This is a genomic window from Paenibacillus tyrphae, from assembly GCF_027925525.1.
Lineage (GTDB): Bacteria > Bacillota > Bacilli > Paenibacillales > NBRC-103111 > Paenibacillus_G > Paenibacillus_G tyrfis_B.
Genome location: NZ_BSDJ01000001.1, coordinates 280,884 through 304,721 on the forward strand (window position 1 = coordinate 280,884; position 23,838 = coordinate 304,721).

Annotated in this window: 21 protein-coding genes; 7 read left to right on the top strand and 14 right to left on the bottom strand. The window is 55.1% G+C overall.

Features of this window, described 5'->3' with window-relative positions:
* Positions 1–70 precede the first annotated feature (70 nt).
* The 5 genes from QMG93_RS01320 to QMG93_RS01340 form a co-directional block, all read right to left on the bottom strand.
* Entirely contained in the window at positions 71–997 is a 927-nt protein-coding gene (locus QMG93_RS01320; protein WP_174806914.1) for a carbohydrate ABC transporter permease, read from the bottom strand.
* A gap of 21 nt (positions 998–1,018) precedes the next feature.
* The gene (locus tag QMG93_RS01325; RefSeq protein ID WP_036686454.1) at positions 1,019–1,954 is read right to left on the bottom strand and encodes an ABC transporter permease; all 936 of its coding nucleotides are present in this window, start codon (positions 1,952–1,954) and stop codon (positions 1,019–1,021) included.
* 126 nt (positions 1,955–2,080) lie between these two features.
* A complete protein-coding gene (locus tag QMG93_RS01330) occupies positions 2,081–3,556 on the bottom strand; it encodes an ABC transporter substrate-binding protein (protein ID WP_216791762.1) in 1,476 nt (491 codons plus the stop codon).
* 149 nt (positions 3,557–3,705) lie between these two features.
* Positions 3,706–5,229, bottom strand: a complete 1,524-nt coding sequence (locus QMG93_RS01335; protein WP_281933100.1) for a response regulator transcription factor — start codon at positions 5,227–5,229, stop codon at positions 3,706–3,708.
* Positions 5,222–7,030: a sensor histidine kinase gene (locus QMG93_RS01340; RefSeq protein ID WP_281933101.1), complete on the bottom strand. Its 1,809-nt coding sequence runs from the start codon at positions 7,028–7,030 to the stop codon at positions 5,222–5,224. Before QMG93_RS01340 ends, QMG93_RS01335 begins: the two co-directional genes overlap by 8 nt.
* A 255-nt stretch (positions 7,031–7,285) precedes the next feature.
* On the opposite strand from QMG93_RS01340, the gene QMG93_RS01345 reads away from it, so the two are divergent.
* Genes QMG93_RS01345 through cydC form a run of 4 tightly spaced genes read left to right on the top strand, consistent with a single transcriptional unit; the run spans position 7,286 to position 13,169 of the window.
* Positions 7,286–8,695: a cytochrome ubiquinol oxidase subunit I gene (locus QMG93_RS01345; RefSeq protein ID WP_281933102.1), complete on the top strand. Its 1,410-nt coding sequence runs from the start codon at positions 7,286–7,288 to the stop codon at positions 8,693–8,695.
* Positions 8,679–9,695: a cytochrome d ubiquinol oxidase subunit II gene (gene cydB / locus QMG93_RS01350; RefSeq protein ID WP_281933103.1), complete on the top strand. Its 1,017-nt coding sequence runs from the start codon at positions 8,679–8,681 to the stop codon at positions 9,693–9,695. The genes QMG93_RS01345 and cydB overlap by 17 nt, the downstream gene beginning before the upstream one ends.
* 1 nt (position 9,696) lies before the next feature.
* Entirely contained in the window at positions 9,697–11,424 is a 1,728-nt protein-coding gene (gene cydD / locus QMG93_RS01355) for a thiol reductant ABC exporter subunit CydD (RefSeq protein ID WP_281933104.1), read from the top strand.
* Positions 11,421–13,169: a thiol reductant ABC exporter subunit CydC gene (cydC, locus tag QMG93_RS01360; RefSeq protein ID WP_281933105.1), complete on the top strand. Its 1,749-nt coding sequence runs from the start codon at positions 11,421–11,423 to the stop codon at positions 13,167–13,169. The genes cydD and cydC overlap by 4 nt, the downstream gene beginning before the upstream one ends.
* A 230-nt stretch (positions 13,170–13,399) precedes the next feature.
* Here cydC and QMG93_RS01365 read toward each other — a convergent pair whose 3' ends face one another.
* The gene (locus QMG93_RS01365) at positions 13,400–13,630 is read right to left on the bottom strand and encodes a cold-shock protein (protein ID WP_090670294.1); all 231 of its coding nucleotides are present in this window, start codon (positions 13,628–13,630) and stop codon (positions 13,400–13,402) included.
* A gap of 86 nt (positions 13,631–13,716) precedes the next feature.
* The gene (locus QMG93_RS01370) at positions 13,717–13,917 is read right to left on the bottom strand and encodes a cold-shock protein (RefSeq protein ID WP_010494372.1); all 201 of its coding nucleotides are present in this window, start codon (positions 13,915–13,917) and stop codon (positions 13,717–13,719) included.
* Positions 13,918–14,250: 333 nt separating this feature from the next.
* On the opposite strand from QMG93_RS01370, the gene QMG93_RS01375 reads away from it, so the two are divergent.
* Both QMG93_RS01375 and QMG93_RS01380 read left to right on the top strand, forming a co-directional pair.
* Positions 14,251–15,201 (top strand): sugar-binding transcriptional regulator, encoded by a 951-nt coding sequence (locus tag QMG93_RS01375; RefSeq protein WP_281933106.1) that lies wholly within the window; start codon positions 14,251–14,253, stop codon positions 15,199–15,201.
* A 43-nt stretch (positions 15,202–15,244) separates the two neighbouring features.
* Positions 15,245–15,583, top strand: coding sequence for a bh protein (locus tag QMG93_RS01380; protein ID WP_281933107.1), 339 nt, complete (start codon positions 15,245–15,247; stop codon positions 15,581–15,583).
* A gap of 88 nt (positions 15,584–15,671) precedes the next feature.
* Here the strand turns inward: QMG93_RS01380 and QMG93_RS01385 are convergent, their stop codons facing one another.
* The 7 genes from QMG93_RS01385 to QMG93_RS01415 form a co-directional block, all read right to left on the bottom strand.
* Positions 15,672–16,433 (bottom strand): Cof-type HAD-IIB family hydrolase, encoded by a 762-nt coding sequence (locus tag QMG93_RS01385; protein WP_281933273.1) that lies wholly within the window; start codon positions 16,431–16,433, stop codon positions 15,672–15,674.
* A gap of 43 nt (positions 16,434–16,476) precedes the next feature.
* Complete coding sequence (locus tag QMG93_RS01390) at positions 16,477–17,523, bottom strand: ABC transporter ATP-binding protein (protein WP_281933108.1); 1,047 nt, start codon at positions 17,521–17,523, stop codon at positions 16,477–16,479.
* Positions 17,520–19,277 carry an ABC transporter permease gene (locus tag QMG93_RS01395; protein WP_281933109.1) on the bottom strand — a complete coding sequence of 586 codons (1,758 nt, stop codon included), beginning with the start codon at positions 19,275–19,277 and terminating at the stop codon, positions 17,520–17,522. The genes QMG93_RS01390 and QMG93_RS01395 overlap by 4 nt, the downstream gene beginning before the upstream one ends.
* A 19-nt stretch (positions 19,278–19,296) precedes the next feature.
* Complete coding sequence (locus tag QMG93_RS01400; RefSeq protein WP_281933110.1) at positions 19,297–20,361, bottom strand: ABC transporter substrate-binding protein; 1,065 nt, start codon at positions 20,359–20,361, stop codon at positions 19,297–19,299.
* A gap of 117 nt (positions 20,362–20,478) precedes the next feature.
* Positions 20,479–21,336, bottom strand: a complete 858-nt coding sequence (locus QMG93_RS01405; RefSeq protein ID WP_281933111.1) for a Cof-type HAD-IIB family hydrolase — start codon at positions 21,334–21,336, stop codon at positions 20,479–20,481.
* A 26-nt stretch (positions 21,337–21,362) separates the two neighbouring features.
* Positions 21,363–22,097 carry an MBL fold metallo-hydrolase gene (locus QMG93_RS01410; protein WP_281933112.1) on the bottom strand — a complete coding sequence of 245 codons (735 nt, stop codon included), beginning with the start codon at positions 22,095–22,097 and terminating at the stop codon, positions 21,363–21,365.
* Positions 22,098–22,315: 218 nt separating this feature from the next.
* A complete protein-coding gene (locus QMG93_RS01415; protein ID WP_281933113.1) occupies positions 22,316–22,795 on the bottom strand; it encodes an NUDIX domain-containing protein in 480 nt (159 codons plus the stop codon).
* A 119-nt stretch (positions 22,796–22,914) separates the two neighbouring features.
* On the opposite strand from QMG93_RS01415, the gene QMG93_RS01420 reads away from it, so the two are divergent.
* Entirely contained in the window at positions 22,915–23,760 is an 846-nt protein-coding gene (locus QMG93_RS01420) for an Rpn family recombination-promoting nuclease/putative transposase (protein WP_281933114.1), read from the top strand.
* The last annotated feature ends 78 nt before the right edge of the window (positions 23,761–23,838 follow it).

A 23,838-nucleotide genomic window follows, 5' to 3' on the forward strand; every position in this document is an offset into this window, starting at 1 on the left:
CCTGCGGACAAGAGCGACCGGAAGTGGATACCCCACCGCCCGCCGCCGCCGTTTGCCCGATAAAACTTCCTTACTCCTTCACCGCACCAACCGTCAACCCTTGAATAAAATACCGTTGGAAGAACGGGTACGCGAACACAATCGGCCCCGTCGCCAGGACGACCATCGCCATCCGCGACGTATCCTGCGGCAGCGATTGCAGCACGGCTACGCCCATCGACGGGTTGCTCGTATTTTGCAAAATAAACTGCATGCTCGTCTCGATCCGCATCAGCATGGATTGCAGCGGCACCAAGCTCGGCTTGTCAATATAGAGCAGCGCGTTGAACCAGTCGTTCCAGTACCCGAGGGTGCTGAACAAGCCGATCGTCGCGAGCCCCGGAAGCGATAAGGGCAGAACCAGGCGGAAGAAAATCCCGAATTCGCCCGCACCGTCGATTTTTCCCGATTCGATAATGGCATCCGGTACGCTCGTAGAGAAGAACGTCCGCATAATCATGATGTAGAAGGCGTTCACGGCCAGCGGCAGAATGAGTCCCCAGATGGAGTCCTTCAGTCCAAGCAGCTGCGTGACGACGATATAGGTCGGGACGAGCCCGCCGTTGAACAGCATCGTGAAGAAAGCGAAAAATGAGAAGAAATTGCGGTATTTGAAGCTTTTGCGCGAGATCGCGTAGGCGAACAGCGCAATCATAATCATGCTGAGCAGCGTACCAATGACGGTAACGGCAATAGTGACACCGTAGGACCGCAGCAGTTGATCCCCGGCTTTAAACACGTAGCGGTAAGCTTCCAGACTCCATTTTTCCGGAATGATCCGGTAGCCGTTGCGCGCCAGCGTCCCTTCGTCCGTAAACGAAATGATCGTAACGAACACGAAAGGAAACACGCACGCAATAGCCAAAAAGCCGGCAATCAGGTTAAAAATGACGTTCCAAGCCGGAGACAAATGATGAAAATCCCGGCTTCGTTTCATCGTTCGCGCAGACACGGTCATCTCCTCCTTTTTCCATATGGATTAATACAATGCGTTGTCTTTATTGAATCTGCGAACAATGGCATTGGAGGTAATGACGAGCACGAAACCGACGAACGACTGATACAAACCGGCCGCGGTACTCATACCGATTTCCCCGGTAAACTTCAGACCCCGGTACACATACGTGTCGATAACGTTCGTAACCGAATACAGCGTTCCCGAGTTGCGCGGCACCTGGTAGAACAGCCCGAAATCCGCGTAAAAAATACGTCCGATCGCAAGCAGCGTCAAAATGGTAATCAGCGGCGTCAGCATCGGCACCGTAATGTGGCGGATTTGCTGCCATTTGTTCGCTCCGTCGATCATTGCCGCCTCGTACAGCGACTTGTCAATCCCCATGATGGCCGCCAGATACACGACGCTGTTGTAGCCGATCGACTTCCACAGAAAGACGAGTGTCAAAATAAGCGGCCAATACGTCGGGTCGTTATACCACTGCGTGGCGGTAAGCCCGAACGCTTTGGCGATTTGGTTGATCATGCCTTTGTCGAAGCTGAGGAAGCTGAATACAAAATACCCGACAATAACCCAAGACAAGAAATAAGGCAGGAACATCCCGGTCTGATACAGCTTGGCCAGCTTCTTGTTGGCGATCTCCGCCAAGATGATAGCCAGCCCCACGGCCAGAATCAGGCCGATTACGATGAATACGGCGTTATACATCAGCGTGTTCCGCGTAATGAGAAAAGCGTCCTTCGTGCTGAACAGAAATTCGAAGTTTTTGAGCCCGACCCACTTGCTGTTCACAATGCTGGCCAGAAACCCGTCACGGTGGTACCGGTATTCCTTGAAAGCGATAATCGTCCCGGCCATCGGCAGGTAAGAGAAGAAAAGAAACCAGATCGTGGCGGGAAGCACCATGAGAAGCAAGGCTTTGTTCCGACTGAGATCCTTGAGCACACCCTTCACATTCATCACCCCTCGCGTTCAAAGAGACGGGGCGAATGAATGCCATTCGCCCTGAGTCCCGTTCTTATCGTTCACCTACAAAGCTTCGGTCAAGGCTTCGGTCAAGAAGCTCTGTTGCCTTTTGAAGCTTGATTATTTTTTGGTTGCTTTCCATGCATCGATTTGACGCTGTGCTTCTTCCATGATTTTGTCGAGGCCGGCAGCTTTCAGCTTTTGGTTGGCCTGCGGAATAATTTGATCCGGATCGACCGTACCGGTCATCAGCGGCGCCCAGAATTCTTCTTTGACGTTCTGTACCGCTGCGATTTCGCTCGTCACTTTGGACGGGTCGAAGTTGAAGCCAAGCAGCGCGGCAGGCTTACCGGTAGCGTTGAATTTCTTGAAGCCATCCCATTTGTCCTTCGGATCGGTCGGGTTCAGATACGTGATCATCAGGTTACCCAGCGAGAACGTCGGCATGTCGTAGTTTTTCGATTCCGGCAGGTTCTCCATCACGTCGTCGCCGACTTTTTTGTAGTGTACGCCTTCGATCCCGGAGTCGACCATGTTGCGCAGCACCGGATCGGTATTCAGCAGGTTCAGGAACTCCATCGCCTTCTCCGGATTTTTGGAGTTCGCCGAAATCGCTTGCATCGAGCCCATAACGGACCAGTTGTAGATGTAAGCCGGGCTGGCTGGCGTGGAGACGACCGGATATCCGTAGCTTGCCGTCCACAGGTTGTCTGCGAATGGCTGCGTCGTTGCTTTGTCTGCAAACCATTTGCCGGTTTTTTGAACGTCCGTCGAGGAAACCATCGTTGCCGCTTCCGTAGGAATGTAGCCGGCTTTGTAATATTTGTGCATCGTTTGGAGCGTTTGCTTCATTTCCGGCGTATCCAGGATGTTGACGACCTTGTAGTCTTGGTTGTCGACTCTGACCGCCATCGGCATTTTCTCGATCACGTAGTCGTAAGGTACGAAGACGCCGTAGTTTTTGTCGACGGAGAACGGAATAACGCCCGGATCTTTTTCTTTAATCGTTTTCAAGAGCGGCTCCAGGCTTTCCAGCGAGTTGACGTTCTTGATATCGAGGTTGTACTTGTCGAGCAGCTGCTTGTTGAAGCGCCATACCTCTTGCGCCGGCAGCTCTTTGTTGGCCGGAATGCCATAGTTGTGGCCGTCGACTTTGGAACCGCTTAAGAAGGCGGGATCAAGCATGTCCTTGATGCCTTTGCCTTGTTTCTCAAGCAGATCGTCGATCTTCATGAACGCGCCTTTTCTTGCGTTCTGAACGTAATCGAACGCCCAGGAAGACGTGAACATAATATCCATCGGCGTACCGGAAGCGGTCATGACCTGCATCTTTTGCGAGTAATCGCCAAAGTCGATCATGTTCATTTTGACGGTAACTCCGATTTTTTCTTTCGTATATTTGCTGACCTCTTCCATGACCCGGTCAACGTCCTTTTGAGGCGTGCCGATCGTATACCAAATCAGCTCAACAGGTTTGCCCGCGGCGCCTCCTGCGTCCTGCGCGCTATCCTTGCTGCCTCCGCATGCGGTCAGAACGACCGAAGCAGACAGCATGAGCGCCAGTCCGGCAAACAGGCTTCTTTTTTTCATTTTCATGTTCGCAGATACCTCCCTTTTTCTTTCAAGCAGCCGTTGAATCGTTTCAATGGCTACCTTTACATTAACTCAAGAAAGCATTTACAAATAGGCAAGAAACTAAAGGTATGCTGTACAAAATAAAGAAAGGGTCTGCCGTTTTTCACCCTTCACAGCAGCCCCTTGTAATCCGTCGGAGAAATCCCGACATATTTTTTGAATTGTTTGTAAAAATAACTGGTTTCCCAATACCCGACGGTTTTGGCGATTTCCTGAACTTTCAGATGCGTCTCCTTCAATAACGTCTTCGCCTTCTCGATGCGGTACTTGTTGATATACTCCGTAAAGTTCTCGCCCGTCTCCTTATGGAACAGGTGGCCGAGATACACCGGATGAATATTGAACTGCCCGCTGAGCGTCTTCAGCGACAGCTCTTCGGCATAGCTGTCGTGAATCAGCTTCAGCACCTGCTGAATGACGGGGCTGCGGACGTCCTGGATCAACGAATCGACGGTTAGGCCCGCCACCGTCTTCACGGCGTCGGCCAGCCGATCCACCGTTCCGGCATGCAGCACGCGGTCGAAGGCTTCCTGATACAGCTCGGACGAATCCGTATGCTTAATCGCTTTCAGCTCCATCTTGAAGCGGATCATCAGCTCGATGGAGATTTGCTGGAGCCGGGCGGGCGTCATGCCCTCCTGCGCCAGCAGCCGCTCGTAATCCTGATCGATGCGGGCGAGTAAGCTATCTTTATCTTTGGCTAAAATAAGCTTGGAATATTCCGCCCACTCCAGCGGAAAATCGAGTCCGGCCGTCTCGCCGGAAACGGCGACCTCTTCATAATCCAGAATGTCGCAGCCCTGATAAAGCAAGAAAAACTCCTGCGCCTTCTTCGCATGCGCGTAGCTTTGCGCTGCCTCGTAAGGCAGCCGCTCCACGCTGCCGAGCGAAATGCGGCAAGAGCGGGAAGCCGCGGCGCAATCGGCCTTTATCCGGGCCAACATCTCAAGCGCGGCGCGCTTGCCCTCCGCCGGTTCGTCCAGCGTAAAGACGACGACCAGCTCGCCGTCCATATTATGGAACGGAATGGCCGACAAGCCCGGCAGCCTCTGTTCCGCGGCGAGGTCGGCGTCTCCCGCGTCCCCCTCCGGAAAACGGACGAGCGCTACAAGCACATAGGGACGGTTCAGCTGCAATTGCAGCAGCTCGGCACGCTCGTCGAATTCGTTCGGCGCAATCTGGCCGGTCAGCCACCGGTGCATAATATGCTCCTTCAAAATGCGCATGTCCTGTTCGCCCAAGACGCGCTCGGCTTGCGCAGCGTTCAGCTTGTCCGTCGTCGTGGTCAGCGTGGAGCGAAGCTCCTGCACGTCGATCGGCTTGAGCAAATAATTTTCGATCCCAAGCCGCATGCCTTCCTTCAAATAATCGAACTCGTTGAAGCCGCTCAGGATGATGACCTTGAGGCCCGGATTCCATTCGCGGACAGCGCGGACAAGCTCCAGCCCCGTCATGACCGGCATCGAGATATCCGTTATCAGAATGTCGGCGGGCGTTCGCTTCAAGGCGTCCAGCGCCTTCTGCCCGTTCCCCGCGTGACCGACGATTTCGAGCCCCAACGCGGCCCAGTCGATAATATCGTACAGCCCTTCAATAATGAAAGGCTCGTCATCCACCAAAAACACTCTATACATCGGATTCTCCTGCTCCTTCCTTTTCCGGGAACCACACCGTCACGGTCGTACCAACCCCGGGCTTGCTCTTCAGCTCCATCCCGGCCCTATTTCCATGCAGCAGCTTGAGCCGCTCGTAGACGACCCGCAGTCCGAACGAGCCGCCGATCTCTTCGGGCGCTCCGAGCGCTTCCTTGATTTCCTCAAGCCGCTGCGGCTCGATCCCACTGCCGTTGTCCTCCACCCGGACGCGAATCGTCCCGTTCTCCCGGGAGAACCGGATGACGGCGCGGTTATCGTCCCGGTCCGACTCAATGCCGTGAACGATGTAGTTTTCGATGATCGGCTGGAGGAACATTTTGACGACGGGAATCCCATACAGCTCCCGGTCGCATTCGATGGCGTAAGTAAATCGATCTTTATACCGGATACGGAACAGCTCCAAATACAGACGGCACGCCTCCAGCTCGTCCTTGAGCGTATAGACGGCCTTCTGCTGCACCACGTTGCGGAACAGCGCCGACAGGCTGAAAATCATCTCGCCTACGTCATGCGCGCCCTGGGAGATCGCCCGCATCCGGATCACTTCGAGCGTGTTATATAGAAAATGCGGATTAACCCTCGCCTGAAGCGCCGCGAATTCCGTATGCTTTTGCCGGATTTCCGCTTTGTACACCCGCTCGATATAGCGGTTCAGCTCGTCCAGCATATCGTTGAAGCTGCGGGAAATTTGGCCCAGCTCGTCTTCCTTCGGCTCGATGATGCGCGAGGTCAGGTCTCCGGTCTCTACCTTTTTCATAAATCGGATAATTTTGTTCGTCCGCTTGGCGAAATTGATCACGACGAGCGACGGAAACAGGATGGCAATCAGAATACCCAGCACGCTGGCGATGATGATCGTCCGTCTCCAGCCCTGGGAAGCGGCCGCGATCTCCTGCTTCGGAATCGTACCGACCACGACGTAGCCCGCCTGGTTTTGCGCCAGCGTCGTAATATACGATTCCTGCTCCAGCATGCCCGTCTCCTGCTGAATTTGGTTCATATAAGGATAAGACTTGCCGTAATACGTGCCCGAGGAATCGAAAATCACATTGCCGTCCGGGGTCAGCACGAGAATGGTCCCCTTGAGCGTCTCTTTGTAGCTGGCCAGCGACTTCCAAATGCCGTCGGAATCGAAATAGATCAAAAGCTGCCCGATATATTTCAGCGAATTTTTGTCGTTCATGACCGCCCGGACGGCAAACAGCCGGGGGTCCCATTGATCGATTTCCTTGCGTACCCACGGATTGGGGACGGAGACGTTCTTGTTGTCCAGCGCCATCGCGTCCGGGACATACGAGTGGACGGCATTGGTCACATGAAGCTTCGCCGATTTTTGTCGGTTATACACATACAAGGACTGCTTCTCCGCGCTGTACAGCATCAGATTCCGGATATCCGGATCGTCCTCAAGCCGGTTGGCAAAATAGGACAAGCCGTACGGAGCGACATCTTCTTCATAATATCGGTTCAAACCGTGCTCGATATAATCCCGAAAATCATGCTGCAGGAAATACGAGATGTCCGCAACCAGCCTCGGATCGCGGTATACGCCAAGCACCATCGATTGCACCGACTCGTATTTTTCGCTCAAAAATGCGTTTACGCTTTCCATCGCCTTCTTCTGGTTGTCCATCTCCCGCTGTACGACAGATTGCGACATCACGTGATACATCAGGTACGAGAGCGTGATGATGGTCAGAATCGTAATGAGGGCAAACGAAAGCAGCAGCTTCATGAACAAGTTGTTTTTAATGTATCTCCGGTATACGCTTCCAATCATTCGTCCCACCCCCTGCTGCCGTTCCTACGCTACGATCCCTAAATTATAGCATGTCTGAAAATGAATCGGGAAATGTTCCAAAATAGTTCAAAAGTTCGATTTTTCACAAACGAATTCTCGGGATCACTGTGATCTAGATCATATATTCCGGGACAAGCTTTCCTCACAATAGAGATAGACCATGACAATCCTCACAACGATCCGTGACGGTTTGCCAAAACAACAGGTTCAGGAGAAAGGTGGAACAGGAATCCCATGGATGTAGTGATGCTCTCGCGCATACAATTTTCCGCAACGACGATTTTTCACTTTATTTTCGTGCCCATCTCGATCGGATTAGCGCTGATGATTGCGATTATGGAGACGATGTACGTAGTCAAAGGTCAGGAAGAATATAAACGGATGGCCAAGTTCTGGGGCAAATTGTTTCTGATCAATTTCGCCGTCGGCGTGGTCACCGGGATTTTGCAGGAATTTCAGTTCGGCATGAACTGGTCGAATTATTCGCGGTTTGTCGGGGACGTTTTCGGCGCTCCGCTGGCCATCGAGGCTTTGCTGGCGTTCTTCATGGAATCGACGTTTATCGGCTTGTGGATTTTCGGATGGGAACGGCTGTCGAAGAAGGTCCATCTGGCCTGCATCTGGCTGGTGTCCATCGGTACGACGTTGTCGGCGTTCTGGATTCTTGCGGCGAACTCCTTCATGCAGCGTCCGGTAGGCTTCGCGGTCAATAACGGGCGAGCGGAAATGAACGACTTCCTCGCTCTGATCACGAACGGCCAGCTGTGGTGGGAATTCCCGCATACGGTGTTCGGCGCTTTTCTGACCGGCTCCTTCTTGGTGGCCGGGATCAGCGCCTGGAAGCTGCTGAAGCGTCAAGACGTGTCTTTCTTCAAAAAGTCGTTTCAACTCGCGATCGTGATCGCCTTGATCTCCTCCGTCGCCGTCGCGCTGTTCGGCCACCAGCAGGCGCAGTATCTGGTTGCTACCCAGCCGATGAAAATGGCGGCCAGCGAAGGTCTGTGGGAAACGAGCAGCGATCCTGCGCCCTGGACGGTCACGGCGTTCATCGATCCGGTGAAGCAGCAGAATACGATGGAAATCAAAGTGCCGTATCTGCTCAGCTATTTGTCGTACAGCAAGTTTTCCGGCAGCGTGCCGGGGATGAAAAATCTTCAAGCGGAATACGAGCAAAAGTACGGTCCGGGCAACTACATTCCGCCGGTGCGCACGACGTTCTGGAGCTTCCGCATTATGGTAGCGGCCGGCACAGTCATGATTCTGCTGGGCCTGTACGGCTGTCATCTCGCGGCCCGCAACAAGCTGGAGCAAGCGGGCAAGTGGTTCCTGCACGCGATGGTGTGGGGGATCTCCATGCCGTTCATCGCCAACACCTCGGGCTGGATTATGACGGAGATCGGCCGTCAGCCGTGGGCCGTATTCGGGCTTATGCGTACCGAGGACGGGGTGTCCCCGAGCGTCAGCGCCGGGCAGGTGCTGTTCTCGCTGATCTCATTCACCGCCGCCTATACGGTGCTCGCTATCGTCATGGCCTACTTATTCATCCGAGTGATCAAAAAAGGGCCGAATGCCGTCGATCATGCCGAAATCGCGCATGCGGACGATCCATTCGACAGGGAGGGACAACATGCTTTCTCTAAATGAGCTTTGGTTTATTCTTGTAGCGGTTCTGTTCGTCGGCTTCTTCTTTCTGGAGGGCTTCGATTTCGGGGTGGGCATGTCTGCGTCGCTGCTGGGCAAAACCGACGGACAGCGCCGCGTACTCATTAATTCGATCGGCCCGTTCTGGGATGCGAACGAAGTCTGGCTGCTGACCGCGGGCGGCGCGATGTTCGCGGCTTTCCCCAATTGGTACGCCACGCTGTTCAGCGGCTTCAATACGCCGCTTGTCGTTCTTCTGCTAGCCTTGATCGGCCGCGGAGTCGCCTTCGAGTTTCGCGGCAAGGTCGACAGCCGACGCTGGAAAAAGACCTGGGACGGCGTTATCTTCATGGGCAGCTTGCTGCCTCCGTTCCTGCTCGGGGTCGTCTTCGCCTGCCTGCTGAAAGGCTTGCCGATCGACGGGCAGATGGAAATGCGCGCCGGATTGTTCGATATCGTGAACGTCTACAGCGTCATCGGCGGAGTGACGGTCACGGTGCTGTGCCTCGTGCACGGCCTGATGTTCACGACGCTGCGGACGACGGGAGACTTGCAGGAACGGGCGCGCGCGCTCGGCGGCCGGCTGCTGATCCCGCTTGCAGGGCTGCTCGCGGTATTCGGGGCGATGACCTATGCGATGACGGACGTATTCCAGGTCCGCGGCGCAATTTTGACGGTCATGGCCGTTGCCGGGGTCGCCGCGTTCGTACTGGCCGGTGCCTTTAACGCCAAAAAGAAGGACGGCTGGGCGTTCGGCATGACGGGAGCCGTGATCGCTCTGGCGATCGTTGCCGTATTCATCGGACTGTTTCCAAGGGTGATGATCAGCTCCATCGACAGCGCGTTTAACCTGACGATCCACAATGCCGCTTCCGGTCCGTATTCGTTAACCGTGATGACGTATGTCGCTTTAGGCCTGCTTCCTTTCGTGCTCGGCTATCAAATCTGGAGCTACTTCGTCTTCCACAAGCGCGTGCACGAAAAGCAGCATCTGGAGTACTAACATGGGAAAGGCGCTGCTCGGTTATCAAGGAATCAAGCCGGTTCTCGTCCTCATGACCTTGCTGACTTTGGTGCAGAGCGCCGCCATCCTGGGTCAGGCGGTATGGCTGGCGGAGGTCGTCTCCGCCCTGTTTGCCGATACGCCGCTGCAGGAGCTGACAGGAAGCACGCTGCTGTTTCTGCTCGCATTTCTGCTCCGTCAGGCGACGGGACTCGTCCAGCAAAAGATCGCGTATCGCTATGCCGAAAAGACGGGCGCAAGCTTGCGCAAGCAACTGATGGAGAAGCTGTTCGAGCTCGGGCCCAGGTTCGCCAAAACGGAAGGCACGGGCAATCTGGTTACGCTGGTGCTGGACGGCATCTCGCGGTTCCGCACCTTTCTCGAACTGGTGATTCCTCGCATGCCTTCCGCGGGGGTAATCCCTGCGGTCGTGCTGGCGTACGTGTTCTGGCTCGATGCCGTATCGGGCGTCATTCTGCTCGTTACGATGCCGATTCTCATTGCGTTCATGATCTTGATCGGACTCGCCGCGCGCAAGCAAATGCAGCAGCAGTGGCAGTCTTACCGCGTCTTGTCGAATCATTTTGTCGATTCGCTCCGCGGGCTGGAGACGCTGAAGGTGCTCGGCCGCAGCAGCTCGCACAGTGAGACGATCGGGCGGGTGAGCGACAAATACCGCTCGGCGACGATGCGCACCTTGCGCGTGGCATTCTTGTCGTCGTTTGCGCTCGATTTCTTCACCATGCTGTCCGTCGCCTCGGTAGCCGTCAGTTTGGGCCTGCGGCTGGTGAACGGCGACCTCATGTTGGTAACGGGGCTCACGGTGCTTGTTTTGGCGCCGGAGTATTTCCTCCCCGTCCGCTTGGCGGGGGCCGATTACCATGCCACCTTGAACGGCAAAGAAGCCGGTGAGGCGATCCGGGCGATTCTGGATCGGCCGTCCGGGACCAAAGCCGCGCCCGAGCTTCCGGCTTCGTTCATCTGGGGCAGCGACAGCGAGCTGACGCTTTCCCGGATTCAGGTGCAGCATGAACCGGAAGCACCGTCATCGCTGCAGAACGTGTCCGGGCGAATCCGGGGCTTGCGGAAAATCGGCATCGTCGGCGAAAGCGGCGCAGGGAAATCGACGCTGATCGACGTGCTGGGCGGTTTTCTGCATCCGACGGCCGGGAATATTGAACTTGACGGCTCCAAGGTTGGCTCCATGCACGCAGAGGCCTGGCTTAGCCAAACGACGTACATTCCGCAGCATCCGTATTTGTTCCACGGCTCTTTGGCGGACAATGTCCGCTTCTACGCTCCGGACGCGCCGCAGGAAGAAGTCGACCGGGCGATTGCCGCGGCCGGACTTGCCGAGCTCGTCGCCGGCTTGCCGGGCGGCAGCGAAGAAATCGTGGGCAATGGCGGGCGGCCGCTGAGCGGCGGGCAAGAGCAGCGTGTCGCCCTGGCCCGCGCTTTTCTAAGCCGGCGGCCGGTGATGCTGCTCGATGAGCCGACCGCCCATCTAGACATCGAGACGGAGTACGAGCTTAAAGAGACGATGCTTTCCTTGTTCGAGAATAAGCTGGTGTTTCTGGCGACCCACCGCTTGCACTGGATGCCGAATATGGACTGGATCATCGTCCTCGATCAAGGGCGTATCGCCGAAACCGGCACACACGAGGAATTATTGGCGAACAAAGGGATTTACTATGAATTGATCACATCGCAGCGGGAGGGGATATCATGAAGCGGGAAGCTTGGCTGCGCCCGGAGTCGCGGGCCTTTTACTGGCGGTTCGCGGCGATTGTGGCATTAGGGGCGTTAACGGCCGGGTGCGCCGCTTCCCTGATGTTCACTTCCGGCTATCTCATCTCCAAGTCGGCACTGCGGCCGGAAAACATCTTGATGGTCTATGTCCCCATCGTCTTGGTCCGAACCTTCGGGACGAGCCGGGCGGTCGTGCACTACGTCGAACGTCTTGTCGGACACGATACGATCCTGCGTATGATCTCGCACTTGCGCGTCCGGCTGTACCGGCTGCTCGAACCGCAGGCGCTGTTCATCCGCTCCCGCTTCCGCACGGGCGACATGCTCGGCGTGCTGGCCGACGATATCGAGCATCTGCAAAACGTTTATCTGCGCATCGTGTTTCCGGGCGCGGCCGCTTTCATCGTGTTCGTGTTGTCGGTTGCGGCGCTGGGCTGCTTCGACGGAAGGTTCGCGCTGCTGATTGCCGTTTATTTGTTAATTCTCGGCCTCTTGCTGCCTGTCGCTTCCTTAGCGGTCACGCGGAAGAACCATACGCTGATCAAGCGGCAGCGCGGCGGCCTGTATCGGAAGCTGACCGATGCGGTGCTCGGGATGAACGACTGGGTCGTCAGCGGGAGAGCGGCAAGCTTTATTCAAAGCTACGAAACGGACGAAGCGGAAATGGCGGGAGTGGAGCGGCGAACGAGCGATTGGACGCGGCGCAGAAATGCGATCGCCCAAGGGGTGGTCGGCTTGATGATCGTCTCTATGATCTACTGGGCGGGCCAGCAAGCGGCCGACCAGCAAATCGCCGCGACCTTGATCGCCGCCTTCGTGCTCGTCGTGTTCCCGGTGGCGGATGTGTTCCTCCCCCTTTCGGAGGCCGTGGAGAAGCTGCCGCAGTACCGGGAGTCGCTGAACCGGTTGTCGGGGATTGGTGAGCAGGTCGGCAACGCCCCTGCCCCGGTGCAAGACGACCGTAAGGCCGCGGCGGTCTGCACGACAGCGCATCTTCAAGTCGATAGCGCGTGCTATCAGTACGAGCCTGGAAGCCGGCGAGAAATCGACCGCGTATCTCTGGATCTTCCGCAAGGAAAGAAGATCGCGATCATTGGCCGCAGCGGCGCAGGCAAATCGACGTTGCTGAAGCTCATTCAGGGGGCGCTCGTCCCTACGGAAGGGCAAGTTACGGTGAACGGTATGCCGGCACATTCGCTTGGCGATGGCATCTCCGGCGTCATCTCGGTCTTGAACCAGAGTCCGCACCTGTTCGATACTTCGGTGGCGAACAATATCCGGCTCGGGAAATCCGAAGCCTCGGACGAGGACATCCGCCTGGCCGCCAAGCTCGTCAAGCTGGACGCCCTGATCGAATCGCTGCCTGCAGGCTATCGGACACCCATGCACGAAACGGGGCTGCGCTTTTCAGGCGGCGAACGTCAGCGGATCGCGCTTGCGCGCATCCTGCTGCAGAACACCCCGGTCGTGCTGCTCGACGAGCCGACGGTCGGCCTCGACCCCCGCACGGAGCGGGACTTGCTGGCCACGATTTTCGATACGCTGCGGGACAAATCCTTGATTTGGGTTACGCACCATCTCGTCGGAGCCGAGCAAATGGACGAAATGATATTTATGGAAAACGGCCGCGTCGAAATGAGGGGCACGCACGCCGAACTCATGGAGCGCTATCCGCGCTATCGGAATTTATACCGTCTGGACCGGCCGGGCGAGCCGGTTCTATAATTCCAGCCCGCCTTAAAAGGCGGTGAGCTACCGCTGCTGACAGCCATTGTCGGTAGCTTTTTTCATGCTTTCCATTGGGTATCTTCAACCGCTAAAACGATGAGCACAAAGAAAACAAGGACCACCTAAAAAGGTCGTCCTTGTTCTTAAAACGATGGGAAAGGGAGCCGTGACCGTTCGGATCTTCAGCTCTTGAGGAAAGCCTGCATGTATGGACATGCGGTCGCGGGCTACGAGATTTGTATGCCTTTCTTGAGCGACTTCAGGTCGCCATTCGGATTGACCAGCAAGGGCAGCATCTTCACACTACGAACCATCGGGGAGTGGCACTGCCGGCATACCGGCACATCCTCGAACGCAAAGTTGTCCCGCATCCAGCCCTTACATCCTTCCTTGCTGCAAGACCAGATCGTCGTGTTTTCCTCAGGGATATCCTCTAACGATTTCTTTTGAAAGTTCACAGTTAACCCCTCCCTTGATTTAAAAACCCTTGATCCTAAAAAAACTGCCCTCAACACAAGTTAAGGGCAGTTTGCTTGGGCTTACATTACAGCTTTACAACATTTTCGGCTTGCGGTCCGCGGTTGCCTTGTACCACATTGAATGTGACACGCTGGCCTTCATCCAACGATTTGAAGCCGTCACCTGTAATCGCGCTGAAATGCACGAATACGTCGCCGCCGCCTTCCGTTTCGATAAAGCCAAAACCCTTGTCGGCATTAAACCATTTTACTGTACCTGTTTGCATCGTATGACCTCCAAAATTTGTTTAACATGTATTTTTTATCCTTCAAAGAAATAAAAAATTCACATATTGAAAAAGGTTCCATCACACAAATGATAACCCTTTACAATATGTGAATTCACAGGTCAACTTTATGATTAACTTAAGCTTACCATAATTAGATCCAAAAGACAAGTTTGTTACCGGAAGTAAAGTTAAAAAAAGTAAATGCCCGTTAAGCTCGGGGCAGCCGAGTTGAAGGACGAGTTTTACGGATTCTTAACTTGACCCTACGCCGGATTGCCCTTATAGTTACTACAAATGTATGAGGTGAGAACAAATGTTAGGCGGTCGTTCATGTTAAATTCCGAGGAAAAAAAGCTCATCGTGAAAATCGCGAAGCTGTATTATTTTGAAGCTTGGACCCAGGAAAAAATTGCGGTGAAATTCGGCATTTCACGGCCCGCCGTCTCCAAGCTGCTCCAGAAGGGACGCGACGAAGGCGTCGTGGAAATTCTCATTCATGACGATACGCTGGAAACCGGCGATCTGGAGAAGGAAATCGAAGCGGCCTTCGACCTCAAGCAAGCGATCGTTGTGCCTACGCGCGACTTGAAGCAGGAGCTGGTCTACAGCACGGTCGGCAAAGCGGCGGCCGGCTTTGTGCTCAAGGCGATGAAGCAGGCCGAGCGCATCGGCGTATCGTGGGGAACGACGCTGTTCCACGTCGTGAAAGAATTTCCTTTTGAAAAGAAAGAGAACCTCAAGATCGTTCCGCTTGTCGGCGGGATGGGCAACGACAAGACCGAAATTCATTCTAACCAAATTGCGTACGAGCTGTCCAAGAAACTGGGCGTAAAATGCGAATCGCTGTATGCTCCTGCGGTGGTGGAAACCGAGGAGCTGCGGGATAAAATCGTCGAGCTGCCGAACATTTCTTCCGTTCTGGAGGAGGGCAAGCAAATCGATCTGGCACTGGTCGGCATCGGGAATCCGTTTGCCCTGTCGACCATGGAACAAATCGGCTACTTGAACCAAGAGGTGCTGCTGCAATTGAAGGCCTTGAACGCGGTGGCCGATATTAATTCCCGCTTTATTGATCAAGACGGGGCCCTTTGCAACCACCCTATCAACAATAAAGTGATCGGCATCGAGCTGGAGCATCTGAAAGCCGTAAAGCTGGTAATCGCCATCGCGGTCGGACTACACAAGGTGGACAGCATCCTTGCTGCGCTGAAAGGCAAGTACGTGCATGTGCTGATCACCGACGAGCCGACCGCATCCAGCCTCGCCGCGAAGTTAAAATAGAACCTTGATCGCAGCCGAACGAACCGGCAACGGAGGGAGCCTCATGAAAGAAACCCGGCTTGAAACTTTTCTGCACTGTAATGATTGCAAGCAAGAGCAGGATCATGTGATCAGTTACCTGAACAAACGGATCTCCGAGATTGAGTGTCAGGCATGCCATCGGCGGCTTTCCATGCAGATCGATCTTTCGCACGAGCTGTACGACGAGCTGTTTACCAGAATCCGCACCAAGCCCGCCCGAATGACCGAAGAGTACAGGCGTCATGTCAGTCAGTTTCTGCTCACGCTTCCGGCCAGGGTCGCCAGCAAGCCTTACCGGGTGTACCGGGAATGGAAGGAAATCCGCGGCTTTTTCCATAAGTATCGGGTAAGGAAAGGCTGACTCGGCTGCCATGTTATTCCCATATCCATACAAAGAAGAAACCTTCAACCCGCGAAAGCGGATTGAAGGTTTCTTCTATATATACTGCCTACAACAAGCCCACAAGCCCAAGCCCATACGCAATACCGTCATGACCGACATCCTTTGTAATATAACGCGCCACTTTTTTCACGGATTCCGGCGAGTTCCCCATCGCCACGCTGTGGCCGACATATCGAAGCATCTCCAGATCGTTCAGGTTGTCGCCGAAGGCGTACACCTGCTCTCGCCTGAAGCCGAGCCTATCGATGAACCGCTCAATGCCCTGCGCTTTGGAGCCGCCGAAGGGAAGCACATCCATGGACAGCCGGTGCCAACGGACAAAGTCCAGCTTCCGGAACCGCTCGATGTAGCCGGATTCGTCCTGCTCGGTGCAGAACAGCATCGTTTGATAAATGTCCCGGTCCGCGTAAAAATGCGGATCGTATTCGGGATGGGGATACTGCAGCGTCCCGATGCTTTCCTCGACGTACGGATGACGCCTGCTGCTGCTTCTCATGCCTTCATCGTCCAAATAAACGAGCGGATGACCTTGCTGCAGCGCGTATTCGGATAACGAACGGATGACCTCCGTCGGAATCGGATTGGTATAAATCAGCTTGCCGTGCAGCATCACATATTGGCCGTTGAAGCCGACGAAGGAATCGATGCCGAGCTCGCGGCGCAAAGGCTCAAGCATGAATGGAGAGCGGCCTGTCGCAAAAGCGACCTCATGCCCCGCCTCCTTCAGCGCAAGGATGGCTTCCTTCGCGGAAGCAGGCAGCCGCTTGTCATGATCCAGCAAGGTCCCGTCGATATCAAAAAAAATCATGCTTCGCGTTCGGGTCACATCAACACCTCGGTGCAGTAAAATTCTATAGCTGTTCTTCCGCCGGTAAATGGAGAGAGACCTTCTCGTGCAGTTGAAATGGCAGCGGCGAGCTGATCTCCCATTGACCGTCCTCGGACCGGACATGGTAATGAAATTCTTTTCCTTGAAACTGCACGTTCATCACTTCTCCCGTAATCCCGGCTTGCTCCAAAGAACCGAGCTTGAACTGATCGGGCCGGACCGGGTACATGCCGCACGACTTGAAATAATCGGCGACACGGCCGCCCTGCCACTGAACGGTACCGTCCGAGCCTATCGGCACAAAGCTGTCGCGGTTCCAGCGTCCACGGACCATGTTGGCCTTCGACACGAACTTCGCGACAAATTCGGTTTCCGGGCGCAAGTAAATGTCCTGCGGCGTCCCGATCTGCTCGATGCATCCGTCCTTCATCACGACGATTCGGTCGGCCATGGCGAGCGCTTCGCCCTGATCGTGCGTCACGTACACGATGGCCGTTCCGGTCTGGCGGTGAATCGCTTGAATCTCGCGGCGCATATCCATGCGCAGCATCGCATCCAAGCTGCTGAGCGGCTCGTCCATCAGCAGCAGCGACGGCTCCGCCGCAATCGCACGGGCAATCGCCACCCGCTGCTTCTGCCCGCCGGACAGCTCGTGCGGCATGCGGTCGCCGTGCTGCGCCAAGCCGACCATCTGGAGCACGCTCGCAATCCGTTCCTGCTCCCTCTCGCGAATATACGACGGAGTTTCCTTATGATGGCGGATCGGAAACCGGATATGCTCCGTCACATTCATATGCGGCCACAGGGCAAAAGCCTGAAACACCATGCCGATTCTCCGCTTCTCCGGCGGCAGGCTGAAGCCCGGCTTCGCGACCGTCGTCCGGTTCATTCGGATCTCCCCGGCGGTCGGCTGCTCGAAGCCCGCGAGCATGCGCAGCAGCGTCGTTTTGCCGCAGCCGGAAGGACCGAGAATGGCGACGAACTCGCCTTTTTCTATCGTTAAATTCAATGGCTTTAGCGCCTGAAAGGCTCCGAACGTTTTGCTGACTTCCACTAATTGAATGCTCATGAAGACTGGACTCCTTTTTGGGCTGAGAACTTCCGAATCAAATGCAGAAGCCCCATCCCCACCATAATCAAAAGGACGATCAGGCTGGACAATGCGGTAGAATACAGCGTATTGCCGGCTTGCTCGAAGCCGAATATTGTCACGCCGATCGTCTGCGAGCCGGTCGACCATAAGAGCGCGGACACCGTAAGCTCCGTGAACGCCGTCAGGAAGACGAGGAATGCGCCGCTCAGCAGCCCGGGCAGCAGCAATGGAAGCAGGACGAAGGCCCACTTTTTCCAAAATCCCGCGCCGAAAATATGCGCCGCCTCCTCCATCGAAGGATCGATTTGCGTGAAAGCCGTAATGCCCGCCCGCACCTGCAAAATCATGAACCGGCACACATACGCGATAAACAAAATGCGGATCGAGCCGTAAATGCCGGGATTCCAGCCGGGAATCGGCTGCATCCACGCGAAGATCATCGCTAGGCCGAACACGATCCCGGGCAGCGTATAAGGCAGGGCCACGGCAAGCTCCGCCGATTTGGTCAGCCACGACGGCTTGCGCACCCGCACATAAGCAAGCAAGGAGCCGAACACGAGACAAATGACTAGCGTCGTTGCCGATAGCGTCAGACTGTTCTGGATTGACTGCCATACCTTTTCGTTTTCGAGCAAAATGTATTTATAGTTCGACAGCGTCAAATTCGCCGGTTGAAACGGAAGCCCGTACGCCTTTTTCAAAGAAAGGGCAATCATGGACACGAGCGGCACGATCGTGATGACTGCGAGAAACGCCCATACGGCTGCGGTGACCCAAGTCCGGTGCTTCCCAAGCGCAAAACGCGGGCTATTATCGACGACGACCGTATCGGCCGCTTTAATTTTGCGGACCGCGAGCCATTGCAGCAGTGTGCCGATGATGGCAATCACGCCCAGCATGACGGATAAAGCGGCGCCGCGGGAGAAGGCGGACGGGCCGAAGCCGATAATCTCTTCGTAAATGAGTGTGCTAAGCACGGAAATCTGCTTCGGAATGCCCAGGAACGCAGGGATACCGAAGTTGTCGAGCGAGGCCAGGAACGCCAGCAGACCACCGGCCGTCAAGCCGGGCAAAGCCAATGGAAGGGTGACCAGACGGAACGTTTTCCATCTTCCGGCCCCGCTGGCTCTTGTCGCCCACTCCAGATCGCGCGGGATTTTTTTCAGCACGTCCACGGTCAGCAAATACACAAGCGGAAAATGATGAATTCCCATGACGAAAATAATGCCGCCGTAGCTGTACATGCTCCACGGCTTGGCATCCGGGTTCACCAGATGCAACAGGCTGGCCGCAAGCCCTTGGCTGCCCATGAAGGAAGACCAGGACAGCGTCAAGACATATGACGGCAGTATAAAAGAAAGCAGCATCGCCATGTGCAGCGTTTTCTTGTGCTTGATGTCGCTGTAGGCCATCAGCCAAGCCGCCAGCACGCCGAGCGCAATCGAGACGAGAGAGGAACCGGCCACGATCACGAACGTATCGTTTAACGTCTTCCACAGGCGGCTCTGCTGCAGCATTTCCGAGTAGTGCGCAAGCGTCGGACCGGCGCTGCCCTGCATGCTTAAAACGATCAGCTTGCCGATCGGCAGGACAAAGAAGACGAGCAGAAGAATAAGGGCAACGCCTACAAGCACTCGTTTCAATAGAAAGGAAGGAAAGGACAAGGGGACGGACTTGTCCCCTTTCTCCTCATGGGTCCGTTCAAGCCGAATCTGTTTGGAATCGATCATAGACTATGCGCTCCGCTTCTTATTGCCCGAAGACGGAGGTGAACTGTTTCTTATCCGCTTCGCGGGCCTCCGCCAATTTGGAAATCTCCGAAGAAATGACTTTAAATTGATTGATGCTTTTCAGTCCTTTCGGGGCTTCGACGCCTTCGCGGATCGGCGTATACCCGATGCTGGAAGCGAGCTTTTGACCATCCTCGGACAGAACGAAGTCCACGAACGCTTGGGCCGCTTTTTCGTTGGCCGCATTTTTCAAAATGCCGATCGGCTCGGTAATGACCGGAACGCCCTCCGAAGGATACACCAATTCGACCGGGGAGCCCTTCGCCTTCTCGCGGGCGACGAGATAATCGACCACCATGCCGTACGATTTCTCCCCACCGGCTACGGCGTTCAGCACGGCGCCATTTCCTTTGACGACCGCGACGTTGTTGGACTTCAAGCTCTTGAAGAAATCCCAGCCGAAGCCGTCCGTACGGGAGAGAACGCCGACGTTATACGCTGCTGCGCCGGAGTACAGCGGGCTCGGCATGATGGCGGCATCCTTGCTCTCAGCCGCGGCGAGCGCCTTCCAGGACGTCGGCGGCGTTTTTACCTTTTGGGTGTTGACCGCGAGCACGGTGGCCATCACTTTCGTACCGGAATAGGCGCCGTCCGGATCGACGAGATCTTTCGGGACTTTCGCCAGCTCGGGCGATTTATAGGAAGCGAGCAGATTTTGCTTTTTCAAGCCTTCGAACGTCACGGCGTCGGCCAGCAGGAGAACGTCGGCTTGCACTTTGCCGGCTTGATTCTCCGCTTGCAGCTTCGCGGTGACTTCTTCGGTGCCGGAACGGAAGCTTTCCACCTTCACATCCGGATATTTCTTATTGAAAGCCGAGACGAGCTTGGAGACATCGTCTTCCGGCTGGGACGTATAGAACGTAAGCTTGCCCGATGGCGCGTTCGTCTCTTGCTTGGCAGGCTCCTGCTTCGAACCGGGCTGCGCCCCTTGATTAGCCGCCGGTTGTCCGCTTGTGCCGCAACCGCTGAATACGAGTAATGCCGTCAAGCTCATCAGTAAAGAACCTTTTTTCAACAACCTCATTCTCTCCCTACGCGATGTATTTGGTATGTGTATATGTGTAGTATATAGAGCATTTGTCAAACGGCTGTTAATTTGAATGGCAACCTTTATAAACACCACATGAACCGATCTGATAACTCAGGATAAAAGGTAACGCCGAACCGCTTCGGCCACGCCGTCCTCCTCGTTGCTTGCCGTCACCGTGTCCGCGGCCCGCTTCACACAGTCGCTGCTGTTCGCCATCGCAATGCCGAGTCCCGCCCACTGGAGCATGTCCACATCATTATCGTAATCGCCGATCGCCACGACTTCGGCCGCATGCATCCCGTACATCCGGCATAGCGTCTCTAGCGCCGTTCGCTTGCTGACGCCGGCCGCATTGATATCGAAGCGCCGCTGTCCGGTTTTCGTCAATGCCAATTCGTTCCACGACCGCAGCTCGTCGTATAGCCTGACCAGCAATTCGGGGTCCTCGCTAATGATCGTCGCTTTGTACAGCGGCTCGGACGCCTCTTCGGCGAAGGCGGCCAGACGGCCCACCTGCTTCACTTGAATGCGGTCGGCTTGCTCCCGATAGTTCTCATAGGTCAACGGCTTGTCCGGATCGATGACGACATTAGCCAGCGGCCAACTCGCGTTCATCTCGTTCATTCGCTCGACAAACAGCGTCCGGTAGCCGTAAAAATGTACATATGCACCCGCTTCAGCCGCCAGCTCCGCGATACGTCTTGCCGCATCTGGCGGGATCGGAAAGCCGTGCACCCGTTTGCCGAATTCCGCATCCAGGATGGCTGCGCCGTTGAAAGCAATCAAGCAGCCGTTCATCCCTACATGCCGGGCGTGGAGCCAGACCGATGCGGGGAAGCGCCCCGAAGCGATGGTGACGTTCACCCCCTCTCGAATCGCCGCTTGCAAGGCGTCGCAAACGGCAGGCGTGATGATTTTGCTGCGGTTCAGCAGCGTGCCGTCCATATCCAAGGCGAGTAGTCGATACATGGCTTCGCTCCGTTTCAATGTGTAGGTTAGACCGTGTACATACTGGCCGAGTCGGGCAGAAACACCGGGCCGCCGAAGACGGCGCTTGCCGTTTGCTTCATCAGCTCGAAATTCCCGTCGCTGGGCAGATGCACGAGCACCAGCTTCTTCACGCGTGCTTTTTCGGCAATCGCGGCCGCTTGACCGGCATCCATATGTCCTTGTCCCGTCGTGTGGTAGCTGCCTTCGCAGATCGTCGCTTCACACAGAAAAATATCCGCGTCCCTGGCCAGCTCAATCAACGATTCGCAATAAGAGGTATCGCCCGAATAGACGAGGACCTTGCCTTTGTACGTGATTTTGACCGCAAAACAGGAAATCGTATGCTCGACAGGGACGAATTCGATGTCCGCGCCCGCGAGCCGGACTTTCAAATCTGGGCGGATCGGCGTGATGTCCGAATGCGGACCTTGCAGCTTAACGAGCATATCCGACGGCTCTTCCGGTGCGAAGAGCTTGAGCTTCTCGCTCATCCGGTTCGTGCGGAGAGCTCCGACGGCGGCGTATTGCAATATCCCGATATCCGCCATATGATCGTGATGCAAGTGGGACAGAATGACGCCGGACAGCCGTTCGACACTCGTATGGTAAGGAAGCCGGCTCATCACCCCGCTTCCGCAATCCAGCAAAATCTGCCCCTCGTCCGTTGTGACCAAGTATCCCGCAGTTGCTCCGCCGGCAGAGGGATACCCTCCCCAGTAGCCTAAAATCGTTACCTGCAATGCCCTCACCTCAAGTTGTCGTTTTCCATCGCTTTTTACATTTGTTCTTGTCGTGTACATTTGTCATAAATATAGGTCTAAAGGGGTGGAGGGTCAAGTTAAGATACTGTAAATGACCCGGACAAGCCCTGCGCAGGCAGGAGCATTGGAGGAAGCACATCTAAGGTTAAAGCATGAAAAAAAGCTCCATCATGAGGCCATGGCGGAGCTCCTTTTCGCTAAACATCCGATTCGGACAATCGATAATCGGCCCTGTTGGCCGTAGTCGGCTCCGACTTGACTTGCTGCTTCCGCAAGAGGACATCCCCTTGATTGCGGGCGGCGTCTCTTATCCTTTGCACGGTAAACTTGGAGATGGGTGCAGGGAGCTTATCTACCAAGAAAAATCCGACTTCGGCGATTTCTTTCCCGTCCGGTACGGGCGTCCCCTCCCATTCCGTAACTTTAAAGTCAAAAACATAGGCGTTACGCCCGGATAAATAATAGATGCCCGACAGCGTAAAATCGGCGGGGTGCATCGCCACCTGGATTTCTTCCTGGCACTCGCGGATGGCGGTTTCCCATGCCGCCTCTCCCTCTCTTTGCCGGCCTCCCGGCAGCCCCCATTTCCTTTTTCCGTCCGCATGACGAACCAGAAGAACCCTGCCGGCATCGTCGAAAATGACAAAGCCTGCCCGAATGCTTGTTTTGGACGGCATATCCGCTCCACCTCCTATGGGAGTAGTGTATGCTGCCAAAGTCCAAAAAGAGCGCGGCCGATTCGGGTGTCTAACGAAATAGCAGCGTGGTATAATGTTAGTGATTGGAGATGATCTGGATGACGGAACTGCTGGACCCGCGGAACGACTTTGTGTTTAAACGAATTTTCGGCAGCGAAGAGAATAAAGATGTGCTGCTGGCCTTTCTGAATCATACGTTCATGGAGGCGGGCGAGCCGCCGCTGACCGAGATCGTGCTGCTCAATCCTTACACCGAGAAAGATGCTCCATACGACAAGCAATCCATCTTTGACATCTGGGCCAAAACTGCCGAGGGCAAGCTGATTAATGTCGAAATGCAGCTGTTCAACAAATATGACAACGAAAAGCGCACCTTGTACTATTGGGGGAAACGTTACTCCAATCAGCTTCAAGAGGGGCAGACCTACAAAGCCTTGAAGAAGTGCGTCACGATCAATATTTTAAACTTTGCATTCCTGCCCAACGATCGTTACCACAGCGTTTTTCACCTGCGGGAGGATCATACGCTGATTCCCCTGATCGATGACATTGAGGTGCACTTTATCGAGCTGCCGAAGCTTGACGATCGCGCCGTTCCGATGGAAGACGGCCTAGTCAACTGGCTGTTGTTCCTGAAAGGCGTAAATAAATCCAACTGGGAGGTGCTGGCCATGAACGATCCGACATTGAAGAAGGCGATGACGACGCTCGAATTCCTGAGTCAGGACGCCGAAGCCCGTAGGCTGTACGAAGCAAGGCAAAAATATTTGCACGACGAAGCTTCGATGATTGAAGGCGCGAAAACGGAAGGAAAAGCCAAAGGAATATTAGAGGGAAAAATCGAAGTCGCCAAAAACATGCTGTCGATGGGCCTCGATATTCCATTGATCGTTAAAGCAACCGGATTAACGGAAGAAGAGATTCACGCCTTGAAACCGATGTGATCCGCCTTCGGATACGAACGCCAGCCTTTCGAGGTTGGCGTTTTTTCTTGAAAAAAATAGAGCAAATAATCACCACAC